The organism is Fructilactobacillus florum 8D, from assembly GCF_000512295.1.
In the GTDB taxonomy this organism is placed as follows: domain Bacteria; phylum Bacillota; class Bacilli; order Lactobacillales; family Lactobacillaceae; genus Fructilactobacillus; species Fructilactobacillus florum.
On sequence record NZ_ALXG01000002.1, the window covers coordinates 1 to 16555 of the forward strand.

The window sequence follows — 16555 nt, forward strand, 5'->3', positions numbered from 1 at the left end:
ATCATAGCGCGTTAGTAAATATTTGTCAATCATTATTTTCAATGAATTGTCACTGTTTCATCAGCACTAATCTTCTTTAATCTTGAAGACAAGAACTATCTTATAACCCTCAACCGCAACTGTCAATAGTTTTAGTCAATTAATGTCAGAAAAAAACGTCATCCGATAATTTCGAATGACGTTTTAACTTTAAACGGTTAATTTGTGGCCGCAATAGCCAATTTAACCGCCTTTTGTTCGTTTTCTACTAATGATACTTTTCCAGCAATCAACTTGGTATCCAATTTGATTTCACGACCTAGACCAGGAACATCAATTTTGGGCAGGAAGAAATCTTTAAATTCAGCTAACCGCACGGGGGTATGAAAAATCTGAGCCGTTACTGTAATGTAAGTCGAAAATTCCATGTCCCCACCAACTGTGGCTTCCAACCAGTCCCAGTTCTCTCTGAGCCAGTCCCAGGCGAGCTGTTCTCCTGCAGGATTTTGTAAAACCCCACGATACCAAGCCCGTAAATCCTGTGGCTTAATGACGTCTGCATGCTTAAATTCAGTGACCAGTTGTTGCAGTAGAGCCGGATCCTGAACGTGTGGCAATGCCTGTCGTAAATCTTCTTTAAAGCTAGCATTAGAAGTTTGTTGATAAAGTTGTAATAAGCTAGTTACTAATTCCCGATTAGCAAAATGTTCAACTTCACTTTGCAAAACCTGCTCCCGCACATCTGCATTCAATGCTACTAAATTCTCTTGATATTGCCCAAATAGCTGGTGAGCTTCGCTAATCACCTGTTCATTTTTCCCATAGAGTGCTGCACTCAAGGCTAATGGTCGAACTAATTGATCATCATTGCTCTCATCAGCCTTTGGCACAAATCCGAGTCGTGCAACCGTTGCCTGACTGAGAGCTGCAAAGAGCATTCGCAGTTGACGTGCTGCAAGACTCCCCGGTTCCACAAATATCCGCAATTGCTGCGCAATTTGGTAAATTTCAGCATTAACAATGCTAGCTGGACTGGTAACAAATTTTTGTAATAATGGTACCAAATCAGCGTAAGAAACCTGCTGAGCCTCAGCAAGTAACCGCAAGTCTTGCAGAATTTGGCGTTGATCAATCGCCGATAATGATTTTGCATGTTGCAAAATATCTGCTAATAATGTCTGGTCATATTTGACAATATAATGAGAGTTGTTTCCAACGTTCAAACGGAAGGGTTCACCAGCTTGCTGGCGAAGTTGTTGGTAATCACCAACTGTTAGCGTCCGCTCCTGCATAATCTTAGTTGTCCCGTAATTACCATTTAAGGGAATCTCCCACTGCCGTCCTTGGTCTTGTCCTGCTCCAATTAAAAACTGCTGTTGGGTTAAGACCAGTTGTCCTTCCGCATTTACTTGAGCGTGTACCATCGGATAACCAGGTTGTTCCAGCCAAGAATGCATAATTTCACCGATTTTTAAACCAGAGGCATCCTCAAGTGCTTGCCACAAATCAGATCCCTGAGCATTTCCATATTGATGATCAGCAAAATACTGTTTCAGCCCAGCTCTTAAGGCGTCATCTCCTAAGAGTGCCCGGACCATCACCAGCATCCGTGCTCCCTTGGCATAGACAATCGCTGGATCAAAAAGCGCATCAATTTCAGCCGGGTTGCGAACTTCAACGTGTACTGGTTGGACTCCATCAGTCGCATCACGTTCTAGGGCGGCTGGAACATCAGATACCTGGAACAACTCCCAAATCTTCCACGTTGGTTCTAGGGCATCAACCGCCACATATTCCATCATATTAGCAAAGCTTTCATTCAACCACAGATCGTCCCACCACTTCATAGTAACTAAATCACCAAACCACTGATGAGCTAATTCATGCGTAATTACGGTAGCAACTAAACGTTTCACGTCAAATGAAGTATTTTCTGGATCGATCAGTAGATATGCTTCTCGGTACGTAACGAGACCCCAGTTTTCCATTGCCCCCGCAGAAAAATCAGGCAGTGCTAATTGCCAAGAATTTGGCAATGGATAAGGTGTATGATAAAAATCCTCGTAAAATTCAATTGACCGCTTAGCAAGATCTAAAGCAAAGTCCAATTCTTTTGCCTCATGCGCTTTTGTAGCAAAAACCCCGACCTGAACCCCACTGGCAGTGGTCGTTAATTTACTTTGCAACTCACCAAACGCAAACGCCACTAAGTATGTTGACATTTTAACGGTTGGCTGAAAGTAATGAATTCCATCGGCCTCATAATCCTCTGGCATGTTCGCCAGAATCGTTTCTCCAGGCTGTTCATCAAATTTAATTGCCAAGCGAAAGGTTGCCTTAGCTTCTGGCTCATCAATGCCTGGAAAGGCTTGACGTGCAAAGGTAGTTTCAAACTGGGTTCCAACTATCTGCTTGGATTGACCGTCAACCTTGTAGTAGGATGGATAGATTCCCATCAAACTATCGGTTAATTTCGTTTGATAAGTAACTTGCAAGGTAACCGTTGCCGGAGCAACTGGTAACGTTATCCGCAATGCTTCCGCCTCATCATCAATTTCAAAAGGAACTGCTACTCCGTCAGCAAGCACCTCACTCACAGCAAGTCCCTTTTGATTAACGGCAATTTGGGTTTGCGTAGCCTGCCCCGTAATCGTGGTTTGACCGTGAATTATTTTTGTCTGTCGATTAATATCTAAATATACATTATAATGTTCCGGTTGGAATAAATTATAGAAACGTTCAATTTTTGCCATCTGGATTGCTCTCCTAGTCTTAATAAATACTTTGATTGCAATTGTAAACTATTTGTTCTAAATTATGAATACTTTTGTTTTAACGCTTACCGACAACTGAGAATCTAGAAAGGAGCTGCTATGAATCATGCAACTAAAAAGGCGATTGCAATCATTATCATCGCGAATTTCATCATTTGTCTTGGATGGAGTTTAGTAATTCCGATTGGTCCCTTTATCAAGACTCAATACCATTTAACGGCCGCCGATATGGGAATTATGACCTCATTATTCGCCTTTTCTCAGTTCATTTTCTCTCCAATTGTCGGACGGCTTTCCGATCGCATCGGGCGCGCTCCCATCCTCACGATCGGCCTCTTACTGTATACCATCTCTGAATTTCTCTTCGCAGCAGCAGGAACTTTGTGGTTATTCGATATTTCCCGTCTGATTGGTGGGATTGCAGCAGCCATGGTCGGGACTACCTCGATGGCTTTAGCAGCGGATCTTTCTAGTGAACGAGATCGGGCGCGCGTGATCGGGTGGCTTTCCGCTTCGTTTAGTGGTGGCTTGATTCTTGGACCCGGTCTTGGCGGCGTGCTGGCCAACGTTAGTTATAAAACTCCTTTCTGGGTTGCCGGAACTGCAGGGATCATTGCCGCAATTGTCTTTGTTTTTGGCATGCCTAGTCATCTCAAACATCATAGTCGTGGAGCAGTAGCGGACCCCAGTATCATTCGCAAGGGACGCCTTAACACCATTCTTACCAAACCCTTAGTCGCTTTATTTCTCATGATTTTAATTGCCTCTTTCGGTCTGGCTGGCTTTGAAAGTATCTACACTATCTATGTTAACCAGGTCTTTAAATTTACCCTGAATGAAATTGCTTTGGTAATGATTTTAAACGGGATCTTTTCTTTGATCCTACAAGTCATCCTTTTTGACCGCTTAGTCCGCTGGTTTACAGAAATTGGACTAACCCGATTGTGCTTTCTCATAAGCACTGCCGGGATCGTTTGGATCCTCTTGACCCAGCAACCCGTTTCCGTAATTGTGGCCACCCTCTTCATCTTCTGTGCCTTCGACATTCTACGACCCGCTATTACCACCCTCTTAACCCGTTTTGGTCAGAATCAGCAAGGCTTAATTAACGGAATTAACGTGTCCCTTACCAGTATTGGTAATATCATCGGTCCCATCTTTGCCGGAAGCTTAATGGACATCAATCCACACATTCCATATACGATTGTCGCTATCATCTTATTTATTTCGGCGCTGATGACCTGGTTAGTCCAACATGAATTAAGCATTCATGCTCCGCGACAAACCCAATAAGTTGCTTACTTAAATTTCATACCGCAAAGGAGCAGTACCAAGTATGTTAGCAAAACAAACTAAAAAAATAGACCACTGGTCATTACTTGCCGGAATTGGAATCATTATAGTGGGTTTCTATATCTTCATTAATCCGCTGGCCTCCCTAAGACTTCTCACCATTTTCATCGGTACGCTAGTATTAGGCATGGGCGTCTATCATCTCCTTTTAAATCATCAGGTTGCTCGAGATAATCATCAAAATAGAGGTTGGTTAATTTTTAATGCAATCCTTGATATCCTTATCGGTTCGCTCTTAATCCTAAGTAATGGCTTTAGTTTCTACCTTGTGGCACTCTTATTTTCCGTTTGGTTTATTAGTAATACCATTAGCGTGCTTAAGAAAATCATCAGCGTTAATCTACATTCTAATCAACCATTCAACGCGGTACTTTTAATCGGGGCACTTTTAGGTATTGGCGTGGGCATTTTATTTCTAATCAATCCGCTGGTAGCTAATCTGGCTGCCGTCATTTCTATCGTATGCTATTGTTTGGTAGCGGGCGTTAAATTCATCATCCATGCCTTTAAAAAAGGGCTCTAGAAAAGATTTTTGGTCTTTTCTAGAGCCCTTTTTTATTTTGCGTGCAGAGCACATACAATGCTATGCGCCATCATTCCGATTAGCATCATGTACATCGCTGGCTCCATCCCCATCGGTACAAATGCCATTACCATAGCTGTCAGTATCCAAAATAGGGTCAGACCCCAAAAAAACCACTTCATCATGTTCACCTCATTTAATTGTAATCCATTTTATTTTAATTGTTTGATTACAATAATTCAATGATAATTTTAGAAGTAAGCCTGATAAAATAAGACGGCGGCTAACCCAAAAGAAGCTAACGAAATTAGCACTCGTAACAAGGCTACGTTAACGTGTCGAACAATTAAGGGACCACAATACCCACCGACCAACAAGCCCAGACCTAAGGGAAGGACTGCCTGCCAGGCAATAGTTGCCTTGAAAATAAATAAGGTTGCTGCCGTAATATTACAAGCGAAGGTCATCACATTTTTTACCGCATTGTAGTGCGCAAAATCCTCTCTAGTAATGACTGCAAGAATTGCTAACAAAACAACGCCACCGGCTGCTCCAAAATAGCCAAGGTAGCCTCCCACAAAGATAATGCCCAAAAAACTAGCAATCTGAATCCAGCGCCGCCGCCGAGGATGTTGCGCATCCTCTTGCAATCGTTTTTGGGCTCCACTTTCAGTCCCACGACCAGATAGCAGTAGCATGACTCCGGCAACTAAAATAAAAAACGGTACCACCTTTTCAAAGGTGGTCGCTGGAGCTACCAACAAAAATGAACTTCCCAGCAAACTTCCGATAACGGCTAAAATTGTATAGCCAATGACCCGTTTCCACTGACCACGTAGTTCCTTCAACGAAGCTGAAATCGCCCCAACTCCAGTAAAAATTAAGGCGACCGTATTTGAAACATTGGCAATCACCGGGGGAATCCCAACCAGCAGTAGCGCTGGATAAGATGCCAACGAAGCTAGTCCCGCAATCGTTGCTAATAGACCAGCCACCACTCCTGCTGCTAGTAAAAATAAAAACTGTCCTACCATTAATTAACCATCCTTCTTCCTAGTGCTTAAAATACAAGCGTTATAAAACCATTGTATCCAAATCAGAATAAAAAAACAGCTCTTATCAAAATAAGAGCTGTTTTAAGAAGTCGGATTAAAGTCTTACGCCTGCTTCATCAAAGAAATGCGCAAGGGGTTTTAATTCTTGACCATCATATTTAGCAAAGAACTCATCTAGAGTGTAAGCACCTTTACCTTTGTTCTTAAGGTAGTTAGGACTAACCGTTTCAGAGAGTTTGCCATCTTTAATTTTAACAATGAGATCTTCTACTGGTAATCCCCGCGTCTTATCGATTTCAATATCAATTAAGAATGGTTTCCCAGCTTTAAGTGCCATCAGTGCTTCATCAAAAGCAGCTGGTAACTCAGCATAGTTTTTAACTCGAACCGCATCCAAGCCCATGCCTTTTGCAATCATGGCAAAGTTTTGCTTCTGTAAATCCAAACCGAAGATTTGCATTGGCAAATCTTCTTGTTCGCCTTCGATAAAGCCTAAATTGCCATTTTGAGTCACAATGTTGATGATCGGTAATTTGTACTTAACCTCGGTAACTAGATCCTGCATTACCATCGATAAAGCACCGTCCCCAGCAATGTTAAAGACCTGCTTAGTTGGATCATTTTGTTTAGCAGCAATTGCTCCTGGAACTCCAGAGCCCATTGTTGCAAAGAGAGCAGAAATAACCCATTTCTGTGCGGGTTTAACGTCTAAATAACGGAACGTATTAATGATGTTATCACCGACGTCAACAGAGAAAATCGCATCTTTTTCAGCAATTCGGTTTACTTGATTGTAAACTTGAGCTGGTAACAGTGGATCTGATTGACTAGTTAGCATCTTGTGAATGTAAGCTTTCCAGTTCTGCATATCAGCAGCAGCAGCTTGGAAAAATGCTGAAGGAGCAACCTTTTGACTGCGCTCCAAAGCTTTTTCAACAAACTTCGTTGCATCCGAAAGAATTGAAAGTTCTGGAACATGGTGTCGTCCTAATTCAACTGCCTGATTATCAATTTGAATGTATTTAAATTCATGGCTAGCATAGACGCTGTTGGCGAATGGGAAGTCCCCACCAATGGCAATCACTAGATCAGCGGTACTTAAGATCTCATCGGCCGCTTTTGAAGCAGCTCGGTTCGCTGTTCCTAAATTACCTTCGTAATCTTCGTCTAAAGTACCCTTTGCTAAACCATCAAAAATAAATGGAATTTGTAATTTACGTGATAACTCTACCAGTTTTTCACCACCGGCTTTGATGCCACGACCAACGTGGATAACCGGACGCTTTGCTTCGTGGACTAATTCTAAGAACGCGTCAACTTCCGCATCACTTGCGACTGGCTGTGGGGCTGGTTTGTCGTACGTGGCTGAGGCTGAGTCGTAGCGAACATCTGGAATTTCGGCGAACCCAAAGTCATTTGGAATCACAACTACAGCGACACCCTTTTTCTGGTAAGCCTCGTGAATTGCTCGATCAATGACATGGGGCAGACTTTCCGGAGTCATTACAATCCGATTATAAACAGAAACATCTTCAAAAATTGGAACTTCAGGCATTTCCTGGAAATAATTATAGTTCATATTATTATGAGGAACCTGACCGACCAAGGCTAGCACCGGAGCATGATCCTCTTTAGCGTCATACAAACCATTTAACAAGTTAACCGCTCCTGGACCAGCCGATCCAAAAGCAACTCCTAACTTTCCAGTTAACTTAGCATGAGCAGAAGCAGCTAACGCCCCCACTTGTTCATGACGAACCTGAATGTAGTTGATGTTATCCTTCTCAGCATCCAAGGCATGGAGCGTTGAGTTAATTGAACCACCTGGATAACCATAAACGTCCTTAACGCCATAAGCTTCCAAGACTTTAACCATCGCAACTGCTGCAGGAATCTTCTTTACATCTGTCATAATCTATACCTCCCTTTTCGTGATTATCATAGCACTATTTATTAGTTAGATAAACAATTTAGCTAAATATAATAAAACACAATTAAAAAAATTAATCTTTTTCAAATAATCCCCAACATTCCTATTTGAGACGGTGCTCATCATTTGCGGTAGTCGCTGGCTGGTGATGATGCTGATAAATCACGATTCCAATCGTAACCGGAATTGTTAACACTACTCCAATCGCTGAAATCAAAGTCATAATTAGTTGAGAAACAAAAATTTTATCATTCAAAACCATCCCAAAACTATAGTGCAGCCGTGAAAACCAGATAAATAACCCAAGCAATTCACCATAAAATCCAAAAAAAAGGGTATTAAATGCTGTCCCGACAATCTCTTTACCAACACGGGTTCCCGTCCGACGCAACTCGGCATCAGAAATTTGGTGGTTATGGGCTTGTAACTCGGTTAAACCAGTAGCAACCGCCACAGCTGCTTCCGCCACGGCACCCAAACAACTCAAAATAGTCATCGCACAAGAAACATCCAAGAACCGAACTCCTAGTTGGAGCGAGAGCCCCTCGAGATCTTCGGTATTTTCAACTCCAAATCCTTGCACCTGAGCCCAATGCTGCACGGGGATAATCAAAATTACTAGTAGTCCAACCACCAACAACGCCGTTATAAAGGCTACGTCGGCATTGCGTCCTTGCTCGTTTCCAAAATAAATGGAGACCACCAGAATAATTACTGCATTAATAAGTGTCACGATTAGATAGGGGAATCCCATCGCAATTAGCACTACTGAAATAAACACAATCCCAAAATTAAAAATTAACCCTAAAAAAGAAACAAACCCTTGGCGTCCACCCGCCAACAACATAGAAGCAAACAAGATTAGAATTAAGGCCATAATCGTTGTCATTTAAGCACCTTCATTTCACAAACACCCCCGGCCAATAGTCCAGTAATTGGAACCGTTAATGAAATCCCGATGCCGCTAATTAAGCTCTGGACAATTCCTAAAGTCATAATCATGGAATAAGCGTATCCCCAGCTGTTGCCATTCTTTAAAAACAGCACCATCATCGGGAAAGTACTAGCTACAAAAATCAAAAACAACACATTAATTAGCGGTCCCATGATCGAACGGCCAATTTTTCTAGCATTTAAAAACAGTTCCCAAAAAGTCAGCTGTGGTTCCTCACGGTAAATTGCAAAGAGGCTTGACGTAATGTCTGCCGACAGATCCATAATGGCGCCAAGGGCTCCAATCATACTACCAGCGTAGAACAATGGCAGGCGCTGTTGCGTCACATAATCCATCATCTCAAAGTTCATTCCGCGCTGGTTGGTGGCCGTCAACACGAACACCGCAATTAACAACGCCGCCGAAGTCCCACCCAACGTTGCCATAATGGTAACGACCGTCTCTTGGGATTTCCCAAAAATCAAAAACGCTGTCACAACGGTAAAAATGACCGCCAGACCCGCAAACAACCAAATCGGATTAAAGTTCGTCCGCACATCCAGTTGAACCGCACAGAAAAACAGTACGGCGTTAATCACTAAACTCAGCAATGCCATCGAACCTCGTAGTTTTAAGATTACTAACAATAGCGTCACTGTCAGCCAGATTAGAAACACCACAACCGAATCTCGCTTAAAACCAGTAATCATTTCATTACTTTTTTGGTGCTTTTTGGCATTTAAATGAACGAAAACCTGTTGTCCCGGTCGATACTCCATATCAGTTGCTTGCGCCGTCGTAAACTGGTTGGTGGTTGTTACGAGTTCTCCCTTGCGGTTTCCGTTCAAAATCCGCAAACGGAGACTTTGATTTTGTTGATAAGCTTTATTTTGAAATTCATCGGTAGTTTTTTCCCGATGCCCGTTGTGAACCTGTTCAACTTGTGCAACGGTTTGTTGGTAAAATGATGCGTTGTATCTGGTAAACAACCAGGCCGCTCCACCCACCAACACAATTATGATAATTGTTAGCCACTTAACTTGAACTGCCGGTCGTTTTCGAACCACATTCCCATCTCCCTAATTTTTACGATATCTCAATAATAGTCTATTTCACTTTAAAAGGTAGGTCCTGCCTCCTCGCCGTTATTTATGATAGGGGCGATGTTGGTTAATCATGAAAGTCCGATAAAGCTGTTCGCACAAAACCACTCTCATTAACTGATGGGGCAACGTCATTGCTCCAAATGACAGCGTTGCATCTGCACGCTGCAGAACCGCTGGCGCCAATCCTAAAGACCCACCAATCACAAAGGTTAAATCCGAATGTCCATATGTAGTCAAATCTTTGATGGTCGCCGCCAACTCTTCTGATGAATACTGTTTTCCCTTAATCACTAAGGCAATTACATAGTCGCGCGGTTTAATTTTAGTTAGTAGTCTGATTCCCTCCTGTTCCATGACCTGTTGTTTTTCGGCAGCACTTAAATTTTCTGGTGCCTTTTGATCGGGAACCTGCATAATTTGAAAATCACAAAATCGTCCCATTCGTTTTTGGTACTCCTGAATGGCTGCTTGAAAATATTTTTCCTTAATTTTACCAACAACTGCTAATTTAATGTTCATAACTAACTCCTTTTCACAATTTATCCACATAGTTATCCACAGGAGGTTGTTCAATTTTATCATGAATCCGGCTTTTGCTGGGACTGTATATTTTTTCCTTTTGTCAACTACTTTTTTAGTTATCCACATTTTTAATAACAACATATGTTCGTTAACACAAGAATTATCGCCGCCAAAGCTTGCTACATCAGCATTATATTTTTTACAGATTTTGTTTCATGAAGTTATCCACAATCACTGTGGATATTATTTAAAAGTTATTCACCAGCGAAAAACCTTTTCATCATCGGCTTCTTTATTTTTCACATACTTTATCCACATAGTTATCCACAGCAATTTCCACCGTACCTATCTGCAGTTCTTTTTTTACCTAATTTTCGACCGATTTTTGCTGACATTGTTCGAAAAGCCGCTTTTCCAAACGTTAATCGTTAACAATCAATAACCCGCTAATACTAAAAAAACTAACAAGAAAAAAGCGCTGGGCTTGCCCTTCCTTGCTAGCTGATGGTTTTGATTGCAAAACAACTTATAATTTTATAATCTTTGACGGATGCTCAACATCGGTGTCTCGAAGCTGAAAATCACGTCCAACCCCTAGTCCATTACTCTGCATCATTGATGCCACCGTCATTCGTGCTAATGACTTGGTATTATTATGATGACTGCGGTGCGCCAAAAAAATATTTTTGGTTTTTGGTCCCATCACATCCATCAATGCCTCCGTTCCAGCCACATTCGATAAATGTCCCGTAGCACTGTTAATTCTCATCTTGGTGGAATATGAGTAATCACCGGTCATTAACATTTCCGTGTCATAGTTACACTCAAACAAATAAGCATCCGCATTTTGGATGACTCCCTCAATTCGATCCGTAATCGCTCCTGTATCAGTAACAATCACAAAGCTTTTACCATTATGATGGTAATTGTAAAATTGGGCCTGCGCTGCATCATGCGGAACCGTAAAACTCTCAATGTCCAAATCACCTAATAATTTGGTGGCGTTTGGATCAAAAAGCTGTTTTTGTTCTATCGGTATCTTGCCAATTTTACCGTCCATCGCACGCCACGTCGCCTGATTAGCATAGACATCCATGCCATATTTACGGGCTAAAATGCCAACTCCCTTAGCATGATCGGTGTGTTCGTGCGTCACAAATAAAGCATCCACCTCACGTAGATCTTTTCCAATCGCCTGGAGTAGCCGCTCAATTCGAACTCCCGATAAGCCTGCATCCTGAATCACTTTGTGCTGAGGCGTTTCAATATACGTACAGTTTCCGCCACTCCCACTCGATAGCACGCTAATTTTTAGATCGTCCCCGCTTTTCACTTTGCTTCACTTTCTCCCTGAGGGTTTTCATCATTATTTGAATTAGCTACATTTACCTTTTGGGTATTAAAAGCTGCTCCATTAAAGGCGTTAATCCGATTAACTTGATTCTTGTTTGTTGCATTACTCTTAGTTGCAATCACCCACGTTGGGATATAGACATCTTTTCCGTTAATCTGTAGCAACCGACTATAAGCCAGTTTTTTCCATAAAATCTTAGAGTTATTGGGAATTTCATTATACTGGTACAGCGAGATTACCGCACGTTCTTCTGAAATTAGTTCTGCTTTTTCATGCAAAATCTTAACTTCGGCTAGTTCTCGCTGCGAGTATCCTGTCAACTGACCATTTCGCGCAACATTAAAAGTCAAGCGACCATCAGCACTGTACGCCAGTTGATTTTCTAGTAGCTGACTATAAACAACCTTCGTAGCTGTTGATAGATCCCGATCGTAATGGTAACTTGCGCCATCTATTACAAATCCGGGCTGCTTGATCAGTTCATTCAAACGTTTTTCCGGGTGTTCTGGATTAAGTTTATAACTATGCCGAAAATCACTTATCAAAGTATTATTATCAACCCGCGCATTCTGGTTTTTTAGGTCACCCAGGTGCTCGTTTAAATCCGTCCGAACTTCGGCAGAAAGATAGTACCCATTCGTACGTTTTTGTGAAAGCGTTCCGACCGAAATCGAATCTCGCTTCATCTCTTTGACAATGGTATTGCCAGCACTTCCAGCATTAGTATCATCACTTTGAATATTACCATTTTTAGTCATGGTGTACAGGAAAACATCAATTACGATAAAGGCGAGCAGAAAAATTTCCTGAATACGCTTAAAATTCATTTCGCCTACTCCTTTCCGTTATTGTTGTTTAAGCCTGCTACTTGATAGTTAACCCATTGATTATCGTATTTAACAAACCACGTTGGCTGGAGCGTTACCACCAAACTATCGGCTTTGCTGGTAACCACCTGATAACCTAACGTCATCCCCTGCAATTGCTGATGACTAAGCCCACGTTGCTGTAAAGTTGCGAGTACATCACTCGTATTCGGCAAAGTTGTCTTTGAATCGTCAGTTGGAATTGGGATCTGAAAATCGCGGAGAGAAAATTGATATTGTTCGGAGTTTTGATTGATATACCGATAAGTATAGGTACCTAATTGATCATCGCTAAAGAGCGGAAAACCCTCAATGAACAAGCGATAGACCACCGTATGGTCTTTAGCTACATAACTATCAAATTTAGTGTTGTCCAAGGGAATCCCTAACTGAATAGCATTTTGATAGGCCGCATTTAACGCATCTTCTTGCCGAACAATTCGTTTTGTTGGTCGATAATTATTATAGGTAACGTTGTCATTATGATCGAAAGTCAGCTCTTGATCAGGAGAACTATAGGTTGTTTTCCCCTGACGATGCTTAACGTTAGCATTCGTTGCATTTCCAATGACCCGATTCAGATATGACGATTGCGACTGTTCCTGTAACATAAACGCATAGTCGTTCATAATAACTGGATTAGGGAAAAATAGCCACGGTTTTCGATTCATAAACTTAACTTCCACTCGGTTTTTAGTAACCCCATGCTGCAAGAACTTTTTAAAATTAGTTGCTTGCTTAGTAGCAAGGGACACTCGATAAACTGTTTGATTCTCATCAGCTAACAAATAAAGCTCGTGTGGTTCATCAATGGGAACCACTAGTCGTGAAACTTGCCCCAGCCCGTTAAGATCCTGATAGCGAAGTAACTTTGCGACTTTGTCGGTGGAAATCGGATTCGTGTAATTTAATGACATCGTATTTGGCTTGTGGAGGATTGCTTGATACTGTTTTTGATTATTGGTGCTAATCTGCTTCACTGCAGAAAAATGCTCTTGGCGCAGTTGTCGCAACACTTCGCCAATTAGGTTGGTAGTCGGAGACGTTACTAGGTTTTGCTGTCCTGTACTGGTGGTTTCAATTAACTGGGTTGGTGCATAGAGGTCTAATTCGTTATGCGTATTATTGTCATTATGCATGTCTGTTGTTCGATTTTGATGAGATCGACTGCTAAAGCGAGCCGGATTTGTCAGCAACGAGACCGACAAAATGATACTAATAATGACTGCAATTCCTACCATTCCTGGCAAAAAATAGTGTCTAAGCTTCTCCTTCATCCCACAAATCCTCCTCAACTGCTTCAAATGGCAACGAAATGTAGAATGTCGAACCGCGACCTTCTTGACTGGTTACCCGAATATCGCCACCAAAGGATTCCATGATTTCCTTTGAAATTGCAAGACCTAAACCACTACCGCCCTGCGCACGCGCCCGTGCCTTATCAACCCGGTAAAATCGATCAAAAATATGTTTAATCGCCGCTTGCGGCATACCCAATCCCTGGTCGGAAATACTGAGCACGATTTGGTTGTGATTTTCATATAAACGACAGGTAATCGTTCCTCCATCGGGAGAATATTTCACCGCATTATTAATGATATTATCAATCACCTGGGTAAATCGATCCGTATCCACCTCAGCCCACAAATCTTGTTTCGTAAAATCACGTTTAATCAGATATTTTTTTGTGGTCGTTTCATTTTTCACGATCATATCAAATCGATCCAAAATGTAATTAAATAATTTATTGACGTTCACCAATTCTAGATTATATTGCTGCGTTCCAGAGTCCATCCGTGAAAGCGTGAGCAGGTCATTAATCATCCGAATCATACGGTTAGTTTCATCTTGCGCAACGTGCAGAAACTTGGGTGCCAAAGCGTGATCTTGCCATGCCCCGTCTAATAATGCTTCCAAATACGAATGAACACTAGTTAAAGGTGTGCGTAATTCGTGGGACACGTTTGAAACAAACTGTCGTCGATCGGAATCAATCTTTTGTTGCGCCGTAACATCGTGAAACACACAAACAATCCCATTAATAAACCCAGATTTTCGTTGGAGCAGTGAGAAGCGGGCTGACAAAATCAATTTACGTTCCGGGGTCGAAAAATCCAAAAATTCTTGAACCGGTCGCTCGATTAAATCTTTAAGCCCATATTTTTGATCCAATTTCAAAATTTTTAGCAATGGTTGCCCGACAACATCATCACGCCCAATGTTTAACAATTCCAAAGTTTCGTCGTTAACAATCGTAACAATCCCCCGGCGATCCGTTGCAACCACTCCATCAGTCATGTTGTCCAAGACTGAGTCGAGTCGCCGCCGTTCCGCCTCGGTAGATTCCTGTGACTCCTCCACTTGAACTGATAAATTATTGACCGCATGCGCTAACTGTCCCAGTTCATCATTACCATAAACTTGGACGTGCCCAGAATAGTCCCCACGGGCAATTTGTTCCGTTTGCTGTTTTAATTCTTCGATTGGACGCGTAATCGCCCGTGAAATAATTAAGGTCAGAATTAAACCCAAGATGATTGATAACACGGCTGCGAACAAATAAATCAGCGTGATATTATTAATGTTGTGATAAACCTGGCTTAGATTAGCCCGGATATAGACGGCTCCCTCAATGTTATTTTGATTTTTAGCACTATTAATTAGTGGTGTTACCAGCGTATAGTACCGGTTATTACCACGGGCGGTATTCTTTTCAATCGTTTTCCCACTATACAGTGAGTTTTTAATATCACTATCAGTATTTTTTTGACCAACTAAGGACTGTTGGCTGGTTTGGTTAGTTCCACGAATATTCCCGCGGGAATCAACAACCGTGATTTCGTCAACATTGCTAACATCAATATCCTGTAGAATCGTCTGAATTTGTTTATTGGCCTTAAAATGATCCTTTCGAGCTAACTCTCGTTTCAAGGAAGAGTTGACGTAGGGCTTAAGCTGAATTGAATACTTGAAGGTACTCAAATTTTGGTACTCTAGCTGCCGCACAAAAACGGCGCCCACGGTTTCAAGGGTCAGCAACATCATCAGTACAAACACTAGGGCAATTTTGAAGTGAATGGATTTAAAAAATTTCCATTGATTTTTCATAACAGTGCCCTCTTTTATTCGCCCTCATTTGCATCCCGCACATAGTAGCCAACGCCTCGACGTGTTGCTAACCACTGTGGATGGCTGGGATCATCTTCAATCTTTTCTCGCAAACGCCGCACGGTTACGTCAACTGTCCGCACATCTCCAAAGTAATCATATCCCCAAACAGTTTGTAACAGGTGTTCGCGTGTCATCACCTGACCCGCATGCTGCGCTAAGTAGTGAATTAATTCAAATTCTCGATGGGTTAAATCAACCGGCTCGCCGTTCTTGGTGACCGAATACGAATCTGGATGAACTACTAAGTTTCCCAAACTAATTTCCTTTGTAGCGTTGTCCTCTGAAGAATTTGCTTCATTAACTACCAATTGGCGCCGTAAATTAGCTTTAACCCGCGCCACTAATTCCCGATTCGAAAATGGTTTCGTAACGTAGTCATCAGCTCCAATTTCAAGTCCAAGTACCTTATCAAGTTCAGAATCTTTTGCCGTTACCATGATAATCGGAGTGTCGTGAGTTTTGCGAATTTCTTTAGCAACCTCAAGCCCATCCATTTTAGGGAGCATTAAATCTAAAATAATCAAATCTGGCTCATCAGACTCAACCTTTTTCAAGGCTGCTTCACCATCATTAGCCACCTCAACTTCATAACCTTCTTTGGTTAAACTAAATTTCTCAATATCAGTGATCGGCTTTTCGTCATCAACTACTAAAATTTTTGCCATTAGAAATCACTCCTAATATTCTTGTTTGTGGTTCGTACTTTTCGATTATAACCAAGTTAAGCTACGTTCTTTAAACGCACTCTATCAAATTACAGTATAACATAACTAAATAAGCCCCTCATTAGTAGGCCTAATCTGCTTTTCTAAGATATTTTTCACTTTAGCTATTGCAGACTAATTTCAGCTATGATAAGATACTACATGTGCTTTAAATGGGCAGCTAGCTCAGCTGGCAGAGCAACGGACTCTTAATCCGTGGGTCCAGGGTTCGATCCCCTGGCTGCCCACTAGTGAAAAAGCCTTGGATTATTAATAATCCAAGG

Annotated in this window: 14 protein-coding genes and 1 tRNA gene; 3 read left to right on the top strand and 12 right to left on the bottom strand. The window is 41.8% G+C overall.

The genetic code is table 11. The annotated features are described in order from the left end of the window. Nucleotides 1-197 precede the first annotated feature (197 nt). Nucleotides 198-2732, bottom strand: coding sequence for a M1 family metallopeptidase (locus tag B808_RS00055; protein WP_009167296.1), 2535 nt, complete (start codon nucleotides 2730-2732; stop codon nucleotides 198-200). Between the two features lie 120 nt (nucleotides 2733-2852). On the opposite strand from B808_RS00055, the gene B808_RS00060 reads away from it, so the two are divergent. Next, a complete protein-coding gene (locus tag B808_RS00060) occupies nucleotides 2853-4046 on the top strand; it encodes an MFS transporter (RefSeq protein ID WP_009167295.1) in 1194 nt (397 codons plus the stop codon). A 43-nt stretch (nucleotides 4047-4089) separates the two neighbouring features. Continuing rightward, the gene (locus B808_RS00065; protein ID WP_035421170.1) at nucleotides 4090-4629 is read left to right on the top strand and encodes an HdeD family acid-resistance protein; all 540 of its coding nucleotides are present in this window, start codon (nucleotides 4090-4092) and stop codon (nucleotides 4627-4629) included. A 32-nt stretch (nucleotides 4630-4661) separates the two neighbouring features. Here B808_RS00065 and B808_RS06580 read toward each other — a convergent pair whose 3' ends face one another. The 11 genes from B808_RS06580 to yycF all read right to left on the bottom strand — a co-directional run bounded on the left by B808_RS06580 (nucleotide 4662) and on the right by yycF (nucleotide 16232). After that, nucleotides 4662-4814 (bottom strand): hypothetical protein, encoded by a 153-nt coding sequence (locus B808_RS06580; protein ID WP_164476871.1) that lies wholly within the window; start codon nucleotides 4812-4814, stop codon nucleotides 4662-4664. A gap of 66 nt (nucleotides 4815-4880) precedes the next feature. Further along, complete coding sequence (locus B808_RS00070; protein WP_009167293.1) at nucleotides 4881-5663, bottom strand: sulfite exporter TauE/SafE family protein; 783 nt, start codon at nucleotides 5661-5663, stop codon at nucleotides 4881-4883. 115 nt (nucleotides 5664-5778) lie between these two features. Then, nucleotides 5779-7596, bottom strand: a complete 1818-nt coding sequence (spxB, locus tag B808_RS00075) for a pyruvate oxidase (protein WP_009167292.1) — start codon at nucleotides 7594-7596, stop codon at nucleotides 5779-5781. 121 nt (nucleotides 7597-7717) lie between these two features. Beyond that, a complete protein-coding gene (locus B808_RS00080; protein ID WP_009167291.1) occupies nucleotides 7718-8503 on the bottom strand; it encodes a YibE/F family protein in 786 nt (261 codons plus the stop codon). After that, a complete protein-coding gene (locus B808_RS00085; protein WP_035421172.1) occupies nucleotides 8500-9615 on the bottom strand; it encodes a YibE/F family protein in 1116 nt (371 codons plus the stop codon). Before B808_RS00085 ends, B808_RS00080 begins: the two co-directional genes overlap by 4 nt. 78 nt (nucleotides 9616-9693) lie before the next feature. Then, nucleotides 9694-10173, bottom strand: coding sequence for a 23S rRNA (pseudouridine(1915)-N(3))-methyltransferase RlmH (gene rlmH / locus B808_RS00090; protein WP_035421174.1), 480 nt, complete (start codon nucleotides 10171-10173; stop codon nucleotides 9694-9696). 529 nt (nucleotides 10174-10702) lie between these two features. Then, nucleotides 10703-11509: an MBL fold metallo-hydrolase gene (locus B808_RS00095; RefSeq protein ID WP_009167288.1), complete on the bottom strand. Its 807-nt coding sequence runs from the start codon at nucleotides 11507-11509 to the stop codon at nucleotides 10703-10705. Further along, the gene (locus B808_RS00100) at nucleotides 11506-12357 is read right to left on the bottom strand and encodes a two-component system regulatory protein YycI (RefSeq protein ID WP_035421176.1); all 852 of its coding nucleotides are present in this window, start codon (nucleotides 12355-12357) and stop codon (nucleotides 11506-11508) included. Before B808_RS00100 ends, B808_RS00095 begins: the two co-directional genes overlap by 4 nt. A gap of 5 nt (nucleotides 12358-12362) precedes the next feature. Then, the gene (yycH, locus tag B808_RS00105) at nucleotides 12363-13673 is read right to left on the bottom strand and encodes a two-component system activity regulator YycH (RefSeq protein WP_035421177.1); all 1311 of its coding nucleotides are present in this window, start codon (nucleotides 13671-13673) and stop codon (nucleotides 12363-12365) included. Next, nucleotides 13657-15504: a cell wall metabolism sensor histidine kinase WalK gene (gene walK / locus B808_RS00110; RefSeq protein WP_035421178.1), complete on the bottom strand. Its 1848-nt coding sequence runs from the start codon at nucleotides 15502-15504 to the stop codon at nucleotides 13657-13659. The genes yycH and walK overlap by 17 nt, the downstream gene beginning before the upstream one ends. 14 nt (nucleotides 15505-15518) lie before the next feature. After that, nucleotides 15519-16232, bottom strand: a complete 714-nt coding sequence (gene yycF, locus B808_RS00115) for a response regulator YycF (protein WP_009167284.1) — start codon at nucleotides 16230-16232, stop codon at nucleotides 15519-15521. Nucleotides 16233-16446: 214 nt separating this feature from the next. Here yycF and B808_RS00120 point away from each other — a divergent pair. Then, a tRNA-Lys gene (locus B808_RS00120) sits at nucleotides 16447-16519 on the top strand. The last annotated feature ends 36 nt before the right edge of the window (nucleotides 16520-16555 follow it).

Coding starts and splice junctions, on each gene's coding strand:
- B808_RS00060 (WP_009167295.1), top strand. CDS start 2,853: ATGAATCATGCAACTAAAAAGGCGATTGCAATCATTATCATCGCGAAT.
- B808_RS00100 (WP_035421176.1), bottom strand. CDS start 12,357: ATGAATTTTAAGCGTATTCAGGAAATTTTTCTGCTCGCCTTTATCGTA.
- B808_RS00065 (WP_035421170.1), top strand. CDS start 4,090: ATGTTAGCAAAACAAACTAAAAAAATAGACCACTGGTCATTACTTGCC.
- B808_RS00055 (WP_009167296.1), bottom strand. CDS start 2,732: ATGGCAAAAATTGAACGTTTCTATAATTTATTCCAACCGGAACATTAT.
- yycH (WP_035421177.1), bottom strand. CDS start 13,673: ATGAAGGAGAAGCTTAGACACTATTTTTTGCCAGGAATGGTAGGAATT.
- B808_RS00070 (WP_009167293.1), bottom strand. CDS start 5,663: ATGGTAGGACAGTTTTTATTTTTACTAGCAGCAGGAGTGGTGGCTGGT.
- walK (WP_035421178.1), bottom strand. CDS start 15,504: ATGAAAAATCAATGGAAATTTTTTAAATCCATTCACTTCAAAATTGCC.
- B808_RS06580 (WP_164476871.1), bottom strand. CDS start 4,814: ATGATGAAGTGGTTTTTTTGGGGTCTGACCCTATTTTGGATACTGACA.
- spxB (WP_009167292.1), bottom strand. CDS start 7,596: ATGACAGATGTAAAGAAGATTCCTGCAGCAGTTGCGATGGTTAAAGTC.
- rlmH (WP_035421174.1), bottom strand. CDS start 10,173: ATGAACATTAAATTAGCAGTTGTTGGTAAAATTAAGGAAAAATATTTT.
- yycF (WP_009167284.1), bottom strand. CDS start 16,232: ATGGCAAAAATTTTAGTAGTTGATGACGAAAAGCCGATCACTGATATT.
- B808_RS00080 (WP_009167291.1), bottom strand. CDS start 8,503: ATGACAACGATTATGGCCTTAATTCTAATCTTGTTTGCTTCTATGTTG.